This window comes from Mesorhizobium sp. M7A.F.Ca.MR.176.00.0.0, from assembly GCF_004023165.1.
GTDB lineage: Bacteria > Pseudomonadota > Alphaproteobacteria > Rhizobiales > Rhizobiaceae > Mesorhizobium.
Window position 1 is genome coordinate 11,190 of record NZ_RZTC01000078.1, and the last position, 20,282, is coordinate 31,471.

Annotated in this window: 10 protein-coding genes; 8 read left to right on the forward strand and 2 right to left on the reverse strand. The window is 64.5% G+C overall.

Annotation, left to right across the window (positions count from 1 at the left end):
• Window positions 1-88: 88 nt before the first annotated feature.
• Both hutC and EOB59_RS23430 read right to left on the reverse strand, forming a co-directional pair.
• On the reverse strand, window positions 89-820 hold the full coding sequence (gene hutC / locus EOB59_RS23425; protein WP_164895731.1) for a histidine utilization repressor: 732 nt from the start codon (window positions 818-820) through the stop codon (window positions 89-91).
• A gap of 2 nt (window positions 821-822) precedes the next feature.
• Window positions 823-2,163 (reverse strand): formimidoylglutamate deiminase, encoded by a 1,341-nt coding sequence (locus EOB59_RS23430; RefSeq protein WP_128289345.1) that lies wholly within the window; start codon window positions 2,161-2,163, stop codon window positions 823-825.
• A 98-nt stretch (window positions 2,164-2,261) separates the two neighbouring features.
• On the opposite strand from EOB59_RS23430, the gene hutI reads away from it, so the two are divergent.
• From hutI to EOB59_RS23470, 8 genes are all read left to right on the forward strand, one after another.
• Complete coding sequence (hutI, locus tag EOB59_RS23435) at window positions 2,262-3,497, forward strand: imidazolonepropionase (RefSeq protein ID WP_128289346.1); 1,236 nt, start codon at window positions 2,262-2,264, stop codon at window positions 3,495-3,497.
• The gene (gene hutH, locus EOB59_RS23440; protein ID WP_127810736.1) at window positions 3,494-5,035 is read left to right on the forward strand and encodes a histidine ammonia-lyase; all 1,542 of its coding nucleotides are present in this window, start codon (window positions 3,494-3,496) and stop codon (window positions 5,033-5,035) included. The genes hutI and hutH overlap by 4 nt, the downstream gene beginning before the upstream one ends.
• Window positions 5,035-5,853, forward strand: a complete 819-nt coding sequence (gene hutG / locus EOB59_RS23445) for an N-formylglutamate deformylase (protein WP_127810735.1) — start codon at window positions 5,035-5,037, stop codon at window positions 5,851-5,853. Before hutH ends, hutG begins: the two co-directional genes overlap by 1 nt.
• Before the next feature lie 26 nt (window positions 5,854-5,879).
• The gene (gene hutU / locus EOB59_RS23450; protein ID WP_128289347.1) at window positions 5,880-7,550 is read left to right on the forward strand and encodes a urocanate hydratase; all 1,671 of its coding nucleotides are present in this window, start codon (window positions 5,880-5,882) and stop codon (window positions 7,548-7,550) included.
• 85 nt (window positions 7,551-7,635) lie between these two features.
• Entirely contained in the window at window positions 7,636-8,223 is a 588-nt protein-coding gene (locus EOB59_RS23455) for a HutD family protein (RefSeq protein ID WP_127810733.1), read from the forward strand.
• A gap of 267 nt (window positions 8,224-8,490) precedes the next feature.
• A complete protein-coding gene (locus tag EOB59_RS23460; protein ID WP_128289348.1) occupies window positions 8,491-17,079 on the forward strand; it encodes a glucoamylase family protein in 8,589 nt (2,862 codons plus the stop codon).
• Between the two features lie 509 nt (window positions 17,080-17,588).
• The gene (locus EOB59_RS23465) at window positions 17,589-19,370 is read left to right on the forward strand and encodes a glucan ABC transporter ATP-binding protein/ permease (RefSeq protein ID WP_127267279.1); all 1,782 of its coding nucleotides are present in this window, start codon (window positions 17,589-17,591) and stop codon (window positions 19,368-19,370) included.
• A gap of 137 nt (window positions 19,371-19,507) precedes the next feature.
• The coding region (locus EOB59_RS23470; RefSeq protein WP_164895729.1) for a heme ABC transporter permease at window positions 19,508-20,282 on the forward strand (775 nt) is incomplete at its 3' end.

Genomic DNA, 20,282 nt, shown 5'->3' on the forward strand with positions numbered 1-20,282 from the left:
CGGCGCCGCACCCCCACCCCGTTTCGCCACCATTGCTTCGCAATGCCGGCTCGCCGACCCTCCCCACAAGGGGGAGGGTGAAGAAAGACTACCCCTGCGGCCTGAACCTTGCCACCAGCGTGTGGCTCTCGGCCGCGTAGGTAAAGCGCACATGGGTGACCGGATGTTCGGCGCTCCATGTCCGTCGCTCGACCACCAGGCACGGCGCGCCGGCTTCGATTTCGAGTGCGGCCGCTATATGTCTGTCGGCGGCGACAGCGCGAATCCGGTGCTCGGCTTCGCTCCACGGCACGCGGCCGATCAGCCATGGTCCTGGTGCGATGGCCACGAATTCCACGTCTGCTGCCTCGGGTACGGCGGTGAGGTTGATCAGCCGCTGTTCATGCGCGAACGGCCGCTCGCCGGCGAAATGCCCGCATTCCAGCGCCACAACCGGTCCGGCCAAGCCCAATTCCAGCAGGGCGCGATCCTCGGCGCTGCTGCGCCTTTTGTGCCGAGCGACGCGCTCGTAGCGGTAAGGCAAGCCGAGCGCTTCGACCTCGATGCGGATATCGTGGATTTCCAGCACCGCCGCTTGCGACTGCGGCCGGCGCACAAAGCTGCCTGAGCGGCGGCGTCGTTCGATCAGCCCGGCCTTGGCAAGCTGTGACAGCGCCTTGTTCACCGTCATGCGCGAGCAATTGTATTGCACGCTCAGTTCGTGCTCGAACGGGATGCGATGGCCGGGCGCCCAGGCACCGGACGTGATCTTCTCGCTAATGTCGGTCAGGATGCGCTGGTGCAGCGAGCCGCCACCTTCCGCTACCACTGTGCCGGCCATGCTCATGCCGAAAGCGCCGTCATCACGCTGCGAAACCGCTCGGCGATAGCCTCTCGCTCCACATGCCTGCCGCCGCTGACCTGCTTGAGCCCATGCACCCAGACGCAGTCGACCTTGCCGCCATTGGCGAAGATCCAGGCGTCCAGGATCGCGTCGCCGCTCTTGCCATTTTTGGGATCGAGCGAGACGAGATCGGCGGATGCGCCGGCGGCGATCTGCGAGATGCCGGCGCCAAGGGCGACGCTGCCCCCGTCCAGCGCGGCATCGAACAGCGCCCGGCCGGTCGAGCCGCCCGCGACCGCCAGCACATTGCGGGCGCGGTGGGCGAGGCGCTGTGAATATTCGAGCTGGCGCAATTCGTCGGGCAGGCCGATGAGCACGTTGGAATCGGAGCCGACGCCAAAGCGGCCGCCATGGTCTCTGAACAGTGGCGCGGCAAAAGTGCCGTCACCGAGATTGGCTTCGGTGATCGGGCAGAGACCGGCGATGGCGCCGCTCCTGGCCATGGCAACGGTTTCAGCATCGGTCATGTGCGTGGCGTGGATTAGGCACCAGCGCTTGTCCACCTTGGCATGGCCAAGCAGAAATTCGACCGGCCGCGCGCCCGACCAGGCAAGGCAATCCTCGACCTCTTTCACCTGCTCTGCAATGTGGATGTGGATAGGCCCATCCGGCGCTAGGGCAGTCACCTCAATCAGTTCTTCCGGCGTCGCGGCGCGAAGGCTGTGCGGAGCGACGCCGACGACAGCCTGATTCAACGCGCGAACCGATTCGCGGCATTTCTCAACAAGCCGCGAGAACCGATTCACATCGTTGATGAATCGCCGCTGGCCTTGGTTTGGCGCGGCGCCGCCGAAAGACGAGTGCGCATAAAACACCGGCAAAAGCGTCAGGCCGATACCTGTTTCGCCGGCCGCCGCCGCGATGCGCTCGGCCATCTCGGCAAGATTGGCGTAGGATTTTCCATCGCGGTCGTGATGCAGATAGTGAAACTCGCCGACGCGGGAAAACCCGGCCTCCAGCATCTCGACATAGAGTTGTGCTGCAACCGCCTCGACCTGATCGGGCGTCATCGACAGGGCAAAGCGGTACATCACCTCGCGCCAGCTCCAGAAACTGTCGGCGGAGGGGCCGCGAAGTTCGGCAAGGCCGGCCATGCCGCGCTGGAAGGCGTGGCTGTGCAAATTGGGCATGCCGGGCAACAGGATCGCGTGGCGTTCGTCGCCGGCTGCCGCTGCGGCGCCAGGCTGAACGGCCGTGATGCGTCCCTCGGCCAGGGTGAGCCGCACATTATCGCGCCAGCCATCGGGAAGGAGCGCCTGTTCCGCAAAGATCGCTGCCACTTTTCTCTCCGGTTCTCTGTCTCTCATGCGATGATGGCACTTGCAGTGCGTTTCAATATGTATATACATAATCGTCATCGATTGAAACGGAAAAGATGATGGCTGGACAGAACAAAAGCCGGGCAGGGGATCTTCGTCTGTGGCGCAATGCGCGGCTCGCGACCATGGCCGAAGGGTCGGCCCGACTAGGGGTTGTCGAACATGGCGCGGTCGCTGCGCGTGACGGCCGCATTGTCTATGCCGGCCTCGAGTCGGAGCTGCCCCCAACACTTGCCCAGGGCGCCGAGACGGTCGATTGCGAGGGCCGCTGGATCACGCCTGGCCTGATCGACTGCCACACCCATCTGGTCCATGCCGGCAACCGCGCCAACGAATTCGAGATGCGGCTGGCCGGCGCCACCTATGAAGAGGTCGCCCGGGCCGGCGGCGGCATTGTTTCGTCGGTCAAATCCTTGCGCGCCGCCAGCGAAGATGAACTGGTCACTCAATCGCTGCCGCGCCTCGATGCGCTGATCGCCGAAGGCGTGACCACCGTCGAGATCAAGTCCGGCTATGGCCTCGACCTCGAAAACGAGAAGAAGTCGCTGCGTGCCGCACGGCAGTTGGGCAACCAGCGGCCGGTGACGATCCGCACGACCTTCCTCGGCGCTCACGCGCTGCCGCCGGAAGCCAAGGGCGACAAGGACTACTTTATCGATCTGGTCGCCAATAAGATTCTTCCATCGGTTGCCGCCGAGGGGCTGGCCGATGCCGTCGACGGTTTCTGCGAAGGCATCGCCTTTTCGCCGGAACAGATGGCGCGCGTCTTCGATGCGGCCAAAGCAGCAGGCCTGCCGGTCAAGCTCCATGCCGACCAGCTGTCCAACCTGCATGGCGCCGAACTCGCCGCCCGTTACGGTGCGCTGTCGGCCGACCATCTCGAATACACCGATGATGCCGGTGCAGCGGCGATGGCCAAGGCCGGAACCGTGGCGACGATCTTGCCCGGCGCCTACTATTTCATTCGCGAAACCAAGAAGCCGCCGATCGGCCTGTTTCGCCAGCACGGCGTCAAGATGGCTGTCGCCACCGACAACAATCCCGGCACTTCGCCGCTGACCTCGCTGCTTCTGACCATGAACATGGCCGCGACCCTGTTCGGCCTGACGGTCGATGAATGCCTCGCCGGCGTCACCCGCGAGGCCGCCCGCGCGCTTGGTTTGCTGGGTGAAACCGGCACGCTGGAAGCCGGAAAATCCGCCGACCTGGCGATCTGGGACATCGAGCGCCCCGCCGAACTCGTCTATCGCATGGGCTTCAACCCACTGCATGCCCGCATCTGGAGAGGACAATGACCGAACTGACCCTGAAGCCCGGCAATGCGACGCTGGCCGACTGGCGCGCCATCTATCGTGGCGCCGTGCCCAAGCTGGACAATGCCTGCCGGCCAAAGATCAAGGCGAGCGCCGAGGCTGTCGCCAGGATCGTTGCCAAGGGCGAGCCGGTCTATGGCATCAACACCGGCTTCGGCAAACTGGCCAGCGTCCGCATCCCGGCCGAGGATCTCGAGACCTTGCAGCGCAACATCGTCCTGTCGCACGCCGCCGGCGTTGGCGAGCCGATGCCGGTTGCTGTCTGCAGGCTGATGATGGCGCTGAAGCTCGCCAGCCTGGCGCAGGGCGCGTCGGGCGTGCGGCCGCAAACCATCGAATTGCTGGAAGCAATGCTGGCCAACGACGTCATCCCGGTGGTGCCGGCGCAAGGTTCCGTCGGCGCCTCCGGCGACCTCGCCCCGCTGTCGCACATGACGGCGGTGATGATCGGCGTCGGCGAATGCTTCACCCCGCATGGCCGTTTCCCGGCCAAGGTCGCCTTCGTCTCGCATGGATTGGAACCGGTGACGCTGGGCGCCAAGGAGGGCCTGGCGCTGCTCAACGGCACCCAGTTTTCGACCGCCTATGCGCTGGCCGCCTTGTTCGAGGCCGAAGTGCTCTACCAATCGGCGCTGGTCGCCGGTGCCCTGTCGACCGACGCGGCAAAAGGGTCCGACGCCCCCTTCGATCCGCGCATCCATGTGCTGAGAAAGCATCCCGGCCAGATCGAGACGGCCGACGCCCTGCGCAATCTGATGGCCGGCAGCGCCATCCGTGAATCGCATCGGGTTGGCGACGAACGCGTGCAGGATCCGTATTGCCTGCGCTGCCAGCCGCAGGTGATGGGCGCTGCACTCACCGTGCTGCGCCAGGCGGCCGACACGCTGGGCACCGAAGCCAATGGCGTCACCGACAATCCGCTGATCTTCGCCGAGGATGACACCGCGCTTTCCGGCGGCAATTTCCACGCCGAGCCGGTGGCCTTCGCCGCCGACATGATCGCGCTCGCCATCTGCGAAATCGGTTCGCTGTCGGAACGCCGCATCGCCATGCTTGTCGATCCGGCGCTGTCCGGCATGCCGGCCTTCCTGACGCCGAAGCCCGGCCTGAACTCCGGCTTCATGATCCCGCAGGTGACGGCGGCGGCGCTCGTTTCGGAGAACAAGCAGAAAGCCTATCCGGCCAGCGTCGATTCGATCCCCACCTCGGCAAACCAGGAAGACCATGTTTCGATGGCCGCGCACGGTGCGCGCCGGCTGATCGGGATGGTCGAGAACGCCACCGCCGTGATCGGCATCGAATTGCTGGCCGCGGCCCAAGGCTGCGATTTCCATGCGCCGCTGGCCTCGAGCGACGCCCTGGAGGCAGTGCGCAAGCTGGTCCGGGCCGAAGTGCCGCATCTCGACAATGACCGCCATTTCCACCCCGATATGGAAAAAGCCATCGCCATGGTGCGCAGCGGTGCGGCCATCGAGGCCGCCGGCGGCGTGGCTCTGCCGTCGGTTTCCGGAGCGATGTGATGGCAAGCGCGCCCTGGCTGACGGTCACGCCCGGCACAGCGCCGTTGCTGGTGTCGATCCCGCACACCGGCATCGACCTCGCCGGCCTTGAGAATCGGCTGGTCTCGCCCTGGCTCGGCCGCCGCGACTGCGATTGGTGGATCGATAATCTCTATGACTTTGCTGCCGGCCTCGGGGCGACGGTGGTGCACACCGCGATCTCGCGCACCGTCATCGACGTCAACCGCGATCCCTCCGGCGCCTCGCTTTACCCCGGCCAGGCGACGACCGGCCTTTGCCCGACCGAGACTTTCGATGGCGATCCGCTCTATCGCGAGGGCGAAGAACCGGGGCCGTCGGAGATCGACGAGCGTCGCGAGAAATTCTTCGTGCCCTACCATGCCGCCTTGCAGGTCGAGATCGACCGGTTGCGTGGCCTGCACGAAAAGATCGTCCTCTATGACTGCCACTCGATCCGTTCAGTGCTGCCGCGCCTGTTTGAAGGCACGCTGCCGGTTTTCAACCTCGGCACCAATGACGGCAGGAGCGCCGATCCGACGCTGCAGGCGATGGTCGGCCAGATCATGGCCGAAACCGGTGAAACCTTTGTCATCAACGGCCGCTTCAAGGGCGGCTGGATCACACGCCATTTCGGCCAGCCGCAACAAGGCGTGCATGCGCTGCAGATGGAACTCTCCAACCGCGGCTATATGCGCGAGCCAGATGGCAAGGGTACGCCGGACAATTGGCCGGTGCCCTATGACGCCGAGTTCGCAGCACCGATCCGCGCCACGCTGCGGAAAATCCTCGAGACCGCGACATCCTGGGCGCGCGTCTGACATCAGGTCCTTTATGGAGTGACGCCATGAACAATCCTCGCCACAACATCCGCGAAGTCCGCAGCCCGCGCGGCACCGAAATCAGCGCGCGCTCCTGGCTGACGGAAGCGCCGCTGCGCATGCTGATGAACAATCTCGACCCGGATGTTGCAGAAAATCCCAACGAGCTGGTCGTCTATGGCGGCATCGGCCGGGCGGCGCGCACCTGGAACGACTTCGACCGCATCGTCGCCTCCTTGAGGACGCTGGCCGATGACGAGACTTTGCTGGTCCAGTCCGGCAAGCCGGTTGGCGTGTTCCGGACCCACCCGGACGCCCCGCGCGTGCTGATCGCCAACTCCAATTTGGTGCCGCACTGGGCGAATTGGGAAAAGTTCAACGAGCTCGATAAGAAGGGCCTGATGATGTACGGCCAGATGACGGCCGGCTCGTGGATCTACATCGGCACGCAAGGCATCGTGCAAGGCACCTACGAGACCTTCGTCGAGGCCGGCCGCCAGCACTATGGCGGCAATCTCAAGGGAAAATGGATACTGACCGGCGGTCTCGGCGGCATGGGTGGCGCCCAGCCGCTCGCCGCCGTCATGGCCGGCGCCTGTTGTCTCGCCATCGAATGCAATCCGGACTCGATCGATTTCCGCCTGCGCACCCGCTACGTCGACGAGCGCGCCGACACGCTCGACGAGGCGCTGGAAAAGATCGAACGCTGGACCAAGGCCGGCGAGGCGAAATCGGTCGGCCTGCTTGGCAATACGGCCGAGATCGTCCCGGAAATGTTCCGGCGTGGCATTCGCCCCGATATGGTCACCGACCAGACCTCGGCGCATGATCCCATCAACGGCTACCTGCCGAAGGGCTGGACGATGGCCGAGTGGCGCGAGAAGCGCGTCAGCGACCCCAAGGAAGTCGAGAAGGCAGCCCGCGCCTCCATGCGCGAACATGTCGAGGCGATGGTGGCGTTCTGGAACGCCGGCGTGCCGACGCTCGACTACGGCAACAACATCCGCCAGGTGGCCAAGGAGGAGGGGTTCGAGAACGCCTTTGCCTTCCCCGGCTTCGTGCCGGCCTATATCCGTCCGCTGTTCTGCCGCGGCATCGGTCCTTTCCGCTGGGCGGCACTGTCGGGCGATCCGGAAGATATATACAAGACCGACGCCAAGGTGCGCGAACTGACGCCCGGCAACACCCATCTCCACAATTGGCTCGACATGGCGCGCGAGCGCATCGCCTTCCAGGGCCTGCCGGCGCGCATCTGCTGGGTCGGCCTTGGCGACCGCCACAGGCTCGGACTCGCTTTCAACGAGATGGTGGCCAAGGGTGAGCTGAAGGCGCCTGTCGTCATCGGCCGCGATCACCTCGATTCCGGCTCGGTCGCCTCGCCGAACCGCGAAACGGAATCCATGAGGGACGGCTCGGACGCTGTGTCCGATTGGCCGCTGCTCAACGCGTTGCTCAACACGGCGTCCGGCGCAACCTGGGTGTCGCTGCACCATGGCGGCGGCGTCGGCATGGGTTTCTCGCAGCACGCCGGCATGGTCATCGTCGCCGACGGTACGCGGGACGCCGCAAGGCGCCTGGAGCGGGTGTTGTGGAACGATCCGGCGACCGGTGTCATGCGCCACGCCGATGCCGGCTACGACATCGCCGTCGAATGCGCCAAGGAGCACCAGCTCAACCTGCCCGGCATTCTCGGGTGAGAAACGTCCGGCCGCAGGCAGGCGAAAAGCCGCGGAATCGGCTTTTCGAGTTTCGAACGCCCGTAGCCATAGCGGAGGGCTAGGCATGCGCATCCTGCGGGCAGCCGAATACCGGTCGATGCCGTGGAAGAACGGCGGCGGCGTGACGACGGAAATCGCCGTCTCGCCCACCGGTGCCGGGCTCGACGATTTCGACTGGCGCGTGTCGATGGCGCGCGTCGAATCGAGCGGTCCTTTCTCGCAATTTGCCGGGATCGATCGCACCCTTGCCGTGCTCGAAGGCGAGGGCATCGTCCTCGATATTGCCGGCCACCCGCCGACATCCATAAACAGGACGACTGCCCTGTTTTCTTTCCCTGCCGACGTGCAGACCTCGGCCGCGCTGATCGGCGGACCGATCACCGATCTCAATGTCATGACCCGCCGAAGTCGGACGACGCATTCGGTCGAACGCCTGGTGATTTCGGCCCCCGCGGAAATCCGGACTGAAGCCGGCACAACGCTCATCCTGTGCTTGAACGGCGACGTCAGCGTGCCCGCCGCTGAACCGGTCCGCCTCGGTCCGCTCGACACGTTGCTATCCGGTCCGGTCAGCACCGGCCTGCTCGTCCAACCCGCCCACGAGGCAACGCTGTTCGTGATCCGGATCGGGTCTGTCGCCGGCAACGATTAACGCTTGTTTCCAAACATGATCGCGGCACCGGCGAAATATAGCGTAAGCTGCTGGCGGCATCACGAAAAAGCCTGAATCCTCTCCGCCGATCTGGCCTGGCGGGAAGTGGGGTGCTTGTCTTTGAGTTTTGCTGAGAGACGTCGCCCTGTCGTGGTGCGGAAACAAACTTTCGGCAAGTGGGGTTTATGCACCCAATTGCATTTGAACCGGTTTTAGGGCCATTGCCGTGGCGGTGACGCCGCTCAGTGCCCGCTTACGGAATTTTCAATGAATATTCAGACGACTCCTGCCCAAATCGAGAAGACAAGCGCGAGCTTCCCGGCCATCACGGAAGAGCCGATTCGCTCCAACTACCTGCCCGAAGAGCGCCTTCGGCTGCTTGGCGAAAGCCTGGCAAAAGGCGACCTCACCGATCTGTTCGGCCTGACGCCCTTCGATTTTCAGGCGCGTGTCCGCGACAGCGCCAAGAAGATTTTGGAAGTCTACCGGTCGACCAATGCGGCGCAGGCGAGGGGCGAGACGATCACGCCGGCGGCACAATGGCTGCTCGACAACAATTACCTGGTCGAAGAGACCATTTTCCAGGTCAAGCGCGACCTGCCGCGCCGCTTCTATCGTCAGTTGCCGACGCTGAAACTGCCTGACAACGGCAGCGTGCCGCGCGCGCTGGCGCTGGCCTGGACCTATGTGGCGCATTCAGACAGTTCCGTTTCGGCGACGATGTTCAAGTCCATCGTTCAGGGTTTTCAGTCGGTCGAGCCGCTGAAGATCGGCGAACTCTGGGCGCTGCCTTCGCTGTTGCGCTTCGTCCTGATCGAAAATCTCCGCCGGCTGGCCGTCAGGGTCAATCGCACCCGCCAGATGCGCCAGATCGCCAACGATGTGGCCGACAAGGTCCTGGCGACCGACGACAGCGCCGACCGGCAGTCGATCCTGTCCAATTTCAGCGCGCATGCGCAGGACACCACCTTCGCCACCCAACTGCTCTACCGCTTGCGCGATGGATCGCAGAATGCCGGCAAGGCTCTGGAATGGCTGGAAGGCGAGCTCGAAAAGACCGGCTCCGATGCCGAGGAAATCATCATTTCCGAACATCACACGCTGTCCAGCGGCAATGTGACGACGGGCAACATCATCCGCGGCCTGCGCCTCATCAACGACGTCGACTGGACGGTGTGGTTCGAAGGCGTCAGCCGCATCGACACCGTGCTGCGCGAGCGCACCGATTTCGCCGCGCTCGACTTCTTCTCGCGCGATCAGTACCGGACCGCGATCGAGGAATTGGCGCGCCGCTCGAACCTTTCGGAATATCGCGTCACCGAAAAGGCTATCGAGTTGGCCGGCCACGCCGCCAGCGATGGCGACGGCGACGCCGTTTTAACCGGGTCCGCCCACACCGATGTCGGCTTCTTTCTCGTCGGCCCACGCCGGCTCGAGCTGGAGAAGGCGATCGGCTATCGACCCACCATCAGCCAGACAGTCAAGCGTGCCTTCCGCAAGACCGGGTGGCTCGGCATCGTCGTACCGGTGTTTGCGCTGACGGCCCTGCTTCTCGTCCTCTCCGGCAACGCGCTTGCCAATCTCGGCCTGTCGGTGCCCTCGATCGTCCTGATGTTGGCGCTTTTTGCCGTGCCGGCCAGCGAGGGCGCGCTCGCCTTCTTCAACACGGTCGTATCGCTGTTCCTGAAACCGACGCGTCTCGTCGGCTACGATTACCGACACGGCGTTCCGCCCGAGGCTCGCACGCTGGTGGTGGTGCCGTCGCTGATCGGCTCGCGCGACGATGTCGAGGAAAACATCCGCAATATCGAGGTGCATCATCTCGCCAACACTGCCGATGAAATCCATTTCGCGCTGCTGTCGGACTGGCCAGACTCGAAGACCGAGATCGATGCGGCGGACACCGAAATTCTCGAATTCGCCCGTACCGAAATCGCCCGTCTCAACGCCCGCTATCCCTCCGAAGGCGCGCCGCGTTTCTACATCCTGCACCGGCGCCGGCTCTTCAATGCGGCGCAAGGGGCCTGGATGGGCTGGGAGCGCAAGCGCGGCAAGCTGCACGAGCTCGACCTTCTGCTGCGCGGCGACAGCGACACCACGTTCCTGCCGCTCGACGTGCCGCTGCCGGAGAACGTCGTCCATGTGATGACGCTCGATGCCGACACGCGCACCACCCGTGACGCGGTCGCCACCCTCGTAGGCAAGCTCTGCCACCCGCTCAACCGGCCGCATTTCGATGCCAGCAAGCGCGTCGTCACGGCCGGCTACGCGATCCTGCAGCCGCGCATCACCGCGTCGCTGACATCAGGCGACGATGCGTCGTTCTTCCAGCGGGTGTTTTCGGCCAATCGCGGCCTCGACCCTTATGTCTTTGCCGTGTCCGATCTCTACCAGGACGTCTTCGGCGACGGGTCCTTCACCGGCAAGGGCCTCTATCACGTCGACGCCTTCGAGGCCGCCCTGCAGGGCCGCATCGAGGAAAACACCATCCTCAGCCATGATCTGCTGGAAGGCGCGCTGGCGCGCGCGGCGCTGGTCACCGACGTCGAACTGGTTGAGGACTATCCGACCCGCTACTCGGTCGACGCCTCGCGCCACCATCGCTGGGCGCGCGGCGACTGGCAGTTGCTCGGCTTCATGCTCGATCCGCGCTCCGGCGTGCCGGCGCTGTCGCGCTGGAAGATGATCGACAATCTGCGCCGCTCGCTGACGCCGATCTTCTGGGTGATGGCGGCGATCGCCGGCTGGACGCTGCTGCCCTTCACGCAGGCTGCGCAATGGCAGGCCCTGCTGATCCTCAGCCTGTTCATGGCGCCGACATTCGACATCGTCAACGCCATCCTGCCCAAGAGCGGCGACCAGACGCCACGCGGTCATTTCTCGGCCCTGGCGCGCGACGTCGCCTTCGGCACCGCCATGGTGGCGCTGAAGATCGTGCTGATGGCGCACAATGCCTGGATGATGGGCGATGCCATCGTGCGTACGCTCTACCGGCTGTTCGTCAGCCGCCAGAACCTTTTGGAATGGCGCACCGCCTCGCAGGCGCACAAGGCGGGCGACAACGATGTCGGGTCGTATTACGGCATGATGTATGGCGCCGTGATCATCGGCTTCGTCGGTCTTGCCATTCCGGTGTTGGCCGATTCGACCGGCGCCTTCGTCGCCTTCTTCTTCGCCCTGTTCTGGATTGGCTCGCCGGCCATCGCCAGCTGGATCAGCCGTTCGGCTGAAACCGAGGATCGGCTGCGCATATCGCAGGCCGACATCCATACGTTGCGCACGGTGGCGCGGCGCACGTGGCACTATTTCGAAAGCTTCGTGACGGCAGAGCATCACCATCTGCCGCCGGACAATTTTCAGGAAAGCCCGGCGCCGGTGGTGGCGCCACGCACCTCGCCGACCAACATCGGCGTCTACCTGTTGTCCGTCGTTTCCGCCCGCGACTTCGGCTGGATCAGCCTGTCCGACGCCATCACCCGCATCGACGCCACCATGGCGACGATCGAGGGCATGCCGCGTGAGCGCGGTCACCTCTTCAACTGGTACGACACGACGACACTGAAGCCGCTCTATCCGCTTTACATCTCGGCTGTCGACAGCGGCAATCTCGCTGGCCATCTGGTGGCGGTGGCGGCGGCCTGCGCCGAATGGGCCGAAGCGCCTTCCGTCCATCTCCAGGGTGATTTCGAAGGCATCCTCGACACGGTCACCATCCTCAGCGAAAGCCTCGATGATCTGCCCGACGACCGCCGTCAGTTGCGCCCGCTGCGCCAGCGTCTCGCCGACCGCCTCGACGGCATGCGGCGCGCTGTCGACACGATCAAGGCGCAGCCCGAAATGGCGTCGATCCGCACCATCAACCTGGCTGTGCTGGCCGGCGAGATCCGCAAATTGGCCACCGCCATCCATACCGAGGCGGTGTCGCCCCAGAGCGACGTCATCGTCGACTGGGCCGCAAGGCTGGAAGCCACCTGCGAAGCGCACGTCCATGACGCGCACAGCGACGACAATGCCGTCGAGGCGCTGCGTGCCAAGCTGCTCACCTTGCGCGAGCGCACGCGCCGTTACGCCTTCGAGATGGATTTCTCCTTCCTGATGCGGCCGGAGCGCAAGCTGTTGTCGATCGGCTACCGGGTCGAGGAACACCAGCTCGACGAGAGCTGCTACGACCTTCTGGCTTCCGAAGCGCGGCTGACCAGCCTGTTCGCCATCGCCAAGGGCGACCTGCCGACCGAGCACTGGTTCCGGCTTGGCCGGCCGATCGTCGAAATCGGTTTCCAGGGCGCCTTGATGTCCTGGTCCGGCTCGATGTTCGAATATCTGATGCCGCCGCTGGTGATGAAGGAGCCGCAGGGCTCGATCCTCAACCAGACCAGCAAGCTGATCATCAAGCGCCAGATCCAGTATGGCCGCCAGAAGAACGTGCCGTGGGGCATTTCGGAGGCCGCCTACAATGCGCGCGACCGAGAGCTGACCTACCAATACACAAATTTCGGCGTTCCAGGCCTCGGGCTGAAGCGCGGCCTTGGCCAGAACACGGTGATCGCGCCTTACGCCACCATACTGGCGGCCCAGTTCAATCCGCGTGAAGCCGTGCTGAATCTCGCCCGTTTGCGGGAGATCGGGGCGCTTGGCCGCCACGGCTACTACGATGCCGTCGACTTCACGCCACAGCGCGTGCCGGAAGGCACGGATCATGTCGTCGTCCAGAACTACATGGCCCACCATTCGGGCATGTCGATCGCGGCGGTTGCCGACGCCATCTTCGAAGGTCGCATGCGCGACCGCTTCCACAGCGATCCGGTCATCGAATCGGCCGAACTTTTGCTGCAGGAGAGGGCGCCGCGCGACATCCCGACCGCCACCGTCAGGACCGAGGCCGACGAACGCTCCAAGGACGAGACCGAAGTCGACAGCCCCGACACCCGCATCGTGCTCAATCCGCTGCAGTCTCTGCGGTCGACCAACGTCATGTCGAACGGCCGCTATTCGGTGATGGTCACCGCGACCGGCTCGGGCTACAGCCGCTGGGGCGATCTCTCCGTCACCCGCTGGCAGCCGGATCCGACCGAGGACCGGCTCGGCTCCTATATCTTCCTGCGTGATGCCGGTTCCGGCGACTGGTGGTCGGCTACAGCCGAACCGAAGCGCGCCGTCGAGGAAAAGGCGCAGACCTTATTCTCCGACGACAAGGCGAGCTTCGTCAAATCGGTGGGCACGCTACGCTCCGAGGTCGAATGCATCGTCATCTCGGAAGGCAATGGCGAGGGCCGTCGGGTCACGCTCTACAATGACGGTCCGTCCGACCGTCACATCGAAGTGACCTCCTTTGCCGAACTGGTGCTCGGCCTGGAGGCGTCCGACAACGCGCATCCGGCCTTCTCGAAGATGTTCGTGGAAACCGAAATCTCTGCCAACAACGCGGCGATCTTCGCCACGCGGCGCAAGCGCGAGACCAGCGAGCCCGATATCGCCATGGTGCATTTCGTCACCGATCCGTCCGGATCGGCGCGCGATGCCGAGGCCGAGACCGACAGGCGCGCCTTCATCGGCCGTGGCCGTACCATCGTCGACGCAGCCGCTTTCGACCCGGGCGCCAGGCTGGGCGGCCATTCAGGCTTTACGCTCGATCCCGTCGCCTCGCTGCGTCGCCAGGTGCGCGTGCCGGCCAACAAGAAGATATCGCTGACCTTCTGGACCGTCGTCGGCGCTGGCCGCACCGAGTTGGACGAAGCCATCGCCCGCCTCGACCATCCGGAGAGCTTTGCCCGCCAGGCCATGCTTGCCTGGACGCGCAGCCAGGTGCAGACCCGCCATATGGGCCTCAGCCTGACCGATGCCGCCAATGTGCAGAAGCTGGCGCGCTATCTGATCTATCCGGATCCGTTCCTGCGTCTTCCCGCTGAATCCATCGCCTCGGGGCTGGGCAAGCAGTCGAGCCTGTGGCCGACAAGCATTTCCGGCGATTTCCCGATCTTCCTGGTCAGGATCGGCGACGTCGCGGATCTCGAAATCGTTGCCCAGGCGCTGCGTTTCCAGGAATATATGCGCACCCGCGGCATGATGATCGACTTCGTCGTCGTCAACGAGCAGGCGTCCTCCTATGTCCAGGACCTGCAGCGGGCGGTCGAGACGCTGTGCGAAAACAGCCGTCTGCGCGGCAAGGAGCTCGGACCTCGCCAGCACATTTTCGCGGTGCGCCGCGACCTCATGGACGAGACCACCTACAAGACGCTGCTCGCTGTCGCCCGGGTGGTCCTGCACACGCGCAACGGCACCATCTTCGACCAGATCGAGCGCGCCGAGGCGGCCGCCTTGCAGGCGCGGGACGCCCTGCTGCCGGCAGCATTGCCGGTTCTGCGTGAACTGCCATCGCCGACACCCACGACGCATACCTCTGCCTCGCAGGCAGTGGCCAATGTCAGCGCCGATGGCAGCGGGCTCAGCCAGTGGAACGGCTTTGGCGGTTTCGATGGCGACGGGCGGCACTATGTCGTGCGCCTGGCCGGCCGGCGCACGACGCCGCAGCCTTGGATCAACGTCGTCTCCAACGCCTCGTTCGGCTTCCATACCTCCGCCGAGGGCGCTGCCTTCACCTGGAGCCGAAACAGCCGCGACTACCAGTTGACGCCGTGGTCGAATGATCCGGTCTCGAACCGGCCGGGCGAGGGCCTCTATATCTACGATCAGGCCAGCGGCAAGGCGTTCTCGCCGCTCGCCGCCGTGGTGCGCGATCCCACGATGACCTACGAGGCCTGGCACGGCCAGGGTTTCTCGACCTTCCGCTCGAAGCGCGGACCATTGTCGATGGACCTTACCCACGTCGTCGATCCGGTCGATCCGCTGAAGATTTCGCGGCTGCGCATCCAGAATTCCGGCTCGGTGCCGGCACGGCTGCGTGTCTATGCCTATGCCGAATGGGTGCTCGGCGGGCATCGGTCGCGCACTGCGGCAACCATCGTCCCGTCCCGGGATGCCGCCAGCGGGGCGCTGCTGGCACAAAACCCCTACGGGCTGGATTTCGGCGAGCGCGTTGCTTTCCTCGCGGCCGACGGCGGCGTCCATTCGGTGACGACAGACCGGTCGGAGTTCCTGGGCCGGCATGGCTCCAGCGAGCTGCCGCAGGCGGTGCTGAGTGGTGCAGCGCTGTCTGGCCGTGTCGAAGCCGGCGACGATCCGTGCGCGGCTATCGCCCGCGACGTCGAGATTCCGGCTGGCGGTGACGTGACGCTGCTCTGGCTGCTCGGCGACGCCGAGTCCGCCGAGGAGGCGAGCGCGCTGGTGCAAGAGCACCGGGTCAAGGACTTCGACCAGCGGCTGGCCGACAATGAGCGCGAATGGCGCGGCTTCCTCGACACCATCCAGGTCGAGACGCCTGACAAGGCGCTCGACGCCATGGTCAATCACTGGCTGCCCTATCAGAGCCTGGCCTGCCGCATTCGTGCCCGCTCCGCCTTCTATCAGGCAAGCGGTGCCTTCGGCTTCCGCGACCAGTTGCAGGATACGCTGGCGCTGCTGGCGCATGACCCGCAACTGGCGCGCGACCAGATCCTCAACGCGGCGCGGCGGCAGTTCCCCGAAGGCGACGTGCAGCACTGGTGGCTGCCGCGCACGGGTGCTGGCGTACGCACGCTGATCTCCGATGACGTGGTCTGGCTTGCCCACGCCACGGCGCGCTATTTGCTGGTCACCGGCGATGCCACCATCCTCAAGGAGCAATTGGCGTTCATCGATGGACAGCCGCTGGGCGATGGCGAACACGATGCCTTCTTCACCCCGGAAATCTCGAAGAAGACGGCGTCGCTCTACGACCACTGCGCGCGTGCGCTCGATCTCGCCATCAAGCGCAGCAGCCCCGCGGGCCTGCCGCTGATCCTCGGCGGCGACTGGAACGACGGCATGAACCGCGTTGGCGAGCACGGCAAGGGCGAGAGCGTCTGGCTCGGCTGGTTCCTGCTGAAGACGCTGGGTGATTTCGCCCCCGTCGCCAAGGCCGAGGGCGACGCTAAGCGAGCACAGGCCTGGGCAAAGCATGCCGATGTTCTGAAGCGGGCGCTTGAGAGCACCGCATGGGACGGCGAATGGTACCGGCGCGGCAGTTTCGACGACGGCACCCCTTTGGGGTCCCGCAACTCGCAGGAGTGCAAGATCGACTCGATCGCCCAGTCCTGGAGCGTGCTTTCGGGAGAGGGCGACCCGGCACGGTCGACGACCGCGATGGAGCAGGCAACGAAGCTGCTCGTCGACGACAAGCTGAAGATCGTCAAGCTGTTCACGCCGCCCTTCTCGAAGACGGAGAAGGACCCGGGTTACATCAAGAGCTATCCGCCCGGCGTGCGCGAGAATGGCGGCCAGTACACCCACGCCGCCACATGGTTCGTCATCGCGCTTGCCGAGATGGGGCAGGTCGACGAGGCCTATCGCTGTTTCTCGATGCTGAACCCCGTCAACCATGCGACCGACGAGGCCACGGCCGAGCACTATCGTGTCGAGCCCTATGTCGTGGCGGCCGATATCTATGCCGGGGACGACAATGCCGGCAACGGCAAGGGCGGCCGTGGCGGCTGGACCTGGTACACCGGCTCCGCCGGCTGGCTCTACAGGGCTGCGGTCGAAGGCATTCTGGGCATCGAGCGGCGCGGCAAGCGTGTCCAGTTCAAGCCGAAGCTACCCAGACACTGGGATGGGTACTCGGCAAATCTCAAAATGCTGGGGGCGGAACTCAAGGTTCGCGTGATCCGCGACAATAAGGCCAAGGCCGTGTCGCTGGAGGTGAATGGGGCAAAGACCAAGGGTTCGGCAGTCGAACTGAAGGACGGCGAAGTTGCCGAGGTGGTCATCAGGATCCCGGCCTGATGCATGTTGCTCAAAAACTATGCGCTCGGGCCTGGGATCTTGGGCGCGACTTTTGCCGCCACGGCGGGATGAGAGGCCGTCCCGCCCGGCGTTGCCGCCTGCCGATTGAAGGACATGCCACCGAGGAGTGCATGAAATCAAAGGCTTGAGGCGTCCGACAGGGGCGCCACGAGCAGTGAGAGTTTGGCCTCCCTTCACCTGGAAGGGCGCACTGCAGCTTTGTTTCGCTCTATACTTCGCAAAAGGCGATTTCGGCCTTAGTCACCCGCCCGACATTGTTGCTGATTAAAATTGTGGCAGTACGTGCCAACTGCCATGATTTCGCCGCATGCCTGACATTTTACCTGTCTTCTCAAACCGTTAGGTGATCACGGCAGATTTCGGAACGTCGCCATCTTTTGTTCGCTCTAGGGGAACTGAAGGGGTACACGGCCATTGTTTTGCGACGTATCAACCGGTACGAATAAAATGATGCAGTGCACAATAAACAGCGTGGCGGAGTAACTGGGGTGACCCTTCTGCAAATCTACTGGCGAGCTCTCGGTTATCTGGCGGCGGACAGGAAACGCGTTGCGTTGATTTGTTCGGCCAACGTGGCTCTCGCCATCGTAGCGCTTCTCGAGCCGATCATGTTCGGTCGCGTCATCGGCGCCATCTCCGAGCGTGGTTCTGTCTTCACCACGCTGGTCATGTGGGCCGGTCTCGGAGCCTTCAACATCGTTGCCTTCGTCATGGTGGCGCGCGGCGCTGACCGCTTTGCCCACGCGCGGCGCAGCGAAGTGCTTTGCGAGTCCTTCGAGCGTGTGATCACCATGCCGCTCGCCTGGCACCATCAGCACGGCACCTCCAATGCGCTGCATACGATGCTGCGCGCCGTCGAAACCCTGTTCAGCCTTTGGCTCGAATTCATGCGCCAGCATTTGTCCACGGCTGTCGCCCTCGTACTGCTGGTCCCGACCGCGATCAGCATGGACCTGCGCATGTCGCTGGTGCTGCTTGGCCTCGGGCTGCTCTATGTCGGCATCGGCCGGATGGTCATGCGCCGCACCAAGGCGGGCCAGGCCGCGGTCGAGCGCCACTACCACAAGGTGTTCGCGCATGTGACCGACTCGGTCAGCAACGTTGCGGTGCTGCAGAGCTACAATCGCCTCGGCCACGAGGCCGATACGCTGCGCCGCTACGTTAAGAACCTGCTCGACGCGCAGAACCCTGTTCTCGACTGGTGGGCGCTGGCCAATGCCTTGCACCGTCTGTCATCGGCAATCTCGATGCTGATCGTGTTGTCGATCGGCTCCTATCTCGTCACTCGTGGTCAGTTGGGTGTCGGCGACGTCATTGCCTTCACCGGTTTTGCCACGATGCTGATCGCTCGCCTCGACCAGATGTCGGCTTTCGCAAACCAGATTTCCGAGGCCCGTGCCAAGCTCGAGGATTTCTACCATCTCGAGGACTCCGCGGCTGATGCCGCCGAGCCGGACGGCCTGCGCGATCTTGCCAACGTCACCGGCCATGTCCGCTTCGAGAATGTCGGCTTCGAATTCGCCAATTCCGGCCAAGGCATCGACGACGTGTCCTTCGAGGTGCAGGCGGGCCAGACCGTCGCCATCGTGGGCCCGACGGGCGCTGGCAAGACCACGCTCATCAACCTGCTGCAGCGTGTCTTCTCGCCGTCCCATGGCCGTATCCTGATCGACGGCATCGACACCCGCACCGTGACCCGCAAGTCGGTGCGCCATTCGATTGCCACCGTGTTCCAGGATGCCGGGCTGCTCAACCGCTCGATCGAGGACAACATCCGTGTTGGCCGCGCCGATGCAAGCAATGACGAGATCCATGCCGCCGCCAATGCGGCTGCCGCACAGGACTTCATCCTGTCCAAGAGCAATGGCTACGACACGGTGGTTGGCGAACGTGGCGGTCAGCTCTCGGGCGGCGAGCGTCAGCGCATCGCCATTGCCCGCGCCGTGCTGAAGGACGCACCGATCCTGGTGCTCGACGAGGCGACCAGCGCGCTCGACGTCGAGACCGAGGACCGCGTCAAGGAAGCGATCGACGAGCTGCGCCGCGACCGCACGACCTTCATCATCGCCCACCGCCTGACCACCGTTCGCGACGCCGATCTGGTCGTGTTCATGGACAAGGGCAGGGTGGTCGAGATGGGCGGCTTCACCGAGCTGTCGCTGCGCAATGGCCGCTTCGCCAGCCTGCTGCGCGCCGGCGGCCTGCTCAACGACGAGGAGGTTCGCCGCCTCAGCCGCACCGTGCAGCAACAGCAGGAAGCGGCTGCCTGAGCCTCTTCCTTTTACCTCCCCCTTGTGGGGAGGTGGACCGTAGGTCCGGGTGAGAGTACAGGCACGGCCGCCCCAATTGCGTCTGCGACACCACCGCTCGATTGCCCCGAACGCCGCGGCGGTTTATGTAGAACCGCATGAGCGATACGACTTCACGCCTGACCGGCTGGATGGACCTCGCCAACCCGACGCGCTTCGTCGGGCTGGCGGACAAGGTCGTGCCATGGCTGGCCACGATCGCCACACTGATCCTCGCCGTGGGGCTCTATATGAGCTTCGCCGCGCCTGAGGATTTCCAGCAGGGCATCACCGTCCGCATCATGTATATCCACGTGCCTTTCGCCTGGCTCGCCATGATGTGCTACACGCTGATGGCGGTCTCGGCGCTCGGCACGCTCGTCTGGCGGCATCCGTTGGCCGATGTCGCGCTGAAATCAGCCGCACCCATCGGCGCCGTCTTCACCGCGCTGGCGCTGATCACCGGTTCGATCTGGGGCAAGCCGATGTGGGGCACCTGGTGGGTCTGGGATGCTCGGCTGACCTCGGTGTTCGTGCTGCTCCTGATGTATCTCGGCATCATCGCGCTGACCCGCGCGCTCGACGATGCCAGCCGCGCCGCCTGGGCCGCGGCCATCATCACGCTGGTAGGCTTCATCAACGTCCCGATCATCAAGTTCTCGGTCGACTGGTGGAACACGCTGCATCAGCCGGCCTCGGTGTTCCGCATGGGCGGCTCCACCATCGACCCCAGCCTGCTATGGCCGCTGCTGGTGATGGCGCTCGGCTTTACCGTGCTGTTCTTCGCGCTGCACCTGATGGCGATGCGCACCGAAATCCGCCGCCGCCGGGTGATTGCCATGAGGCGGGTCGCGGCTCGGCAGGCCGAGCGCTCTCCCCCTTCTCCCCTTGTGG

Coding starts and splice junctions, on each gene's coding strand:
- EOB59_RS23460 (WP_128289348.1), top strand. CDS start 8,491: ATGAATATTCAGACGACTCCTGCCCAAATCGAGAAGACAAGCGCGAGC.
- hutI (WP_128289346.1), top strand. CDS start 2,262: ATGGCTGGACAGAACAAAAGCCGGGCAGGGGATCTTCGTCTGTGGCGC.
- hutH (WP_127810736.1), top strand. CDS start 3,494: ATGACCGAACTGACCCTGAAGCCCGGCAATGCGACGCTGGCCGACTGG.
- hutC (WP_164895731.1), bottom strand. CDS start 820: ATGGCCGGCACAGTGGTAGCGGAAGGTGGCGGCTCGCTGCACCAGCGC.
- EOB59_RS23455 (WP_127810733.1), top strand. CDS start 7,636: ATGCGCATCCTGCGGGCAGCCGAATACCGGTCGATGCCGTGGAAGAAC.
- hutG (WP_127810735.1), top strand. CDS start 5,035: ATGGCAAGCGCGCCCTGGCTGACGGTCACGCCCGGCACAGCGCCGTTG.
- hutU (WP_128289347.1), top strand. CDS start 5,880: ATGAACAATCCTCGCCACAACATCCGCGAAGTCCGCAGCCCGCGCGGC.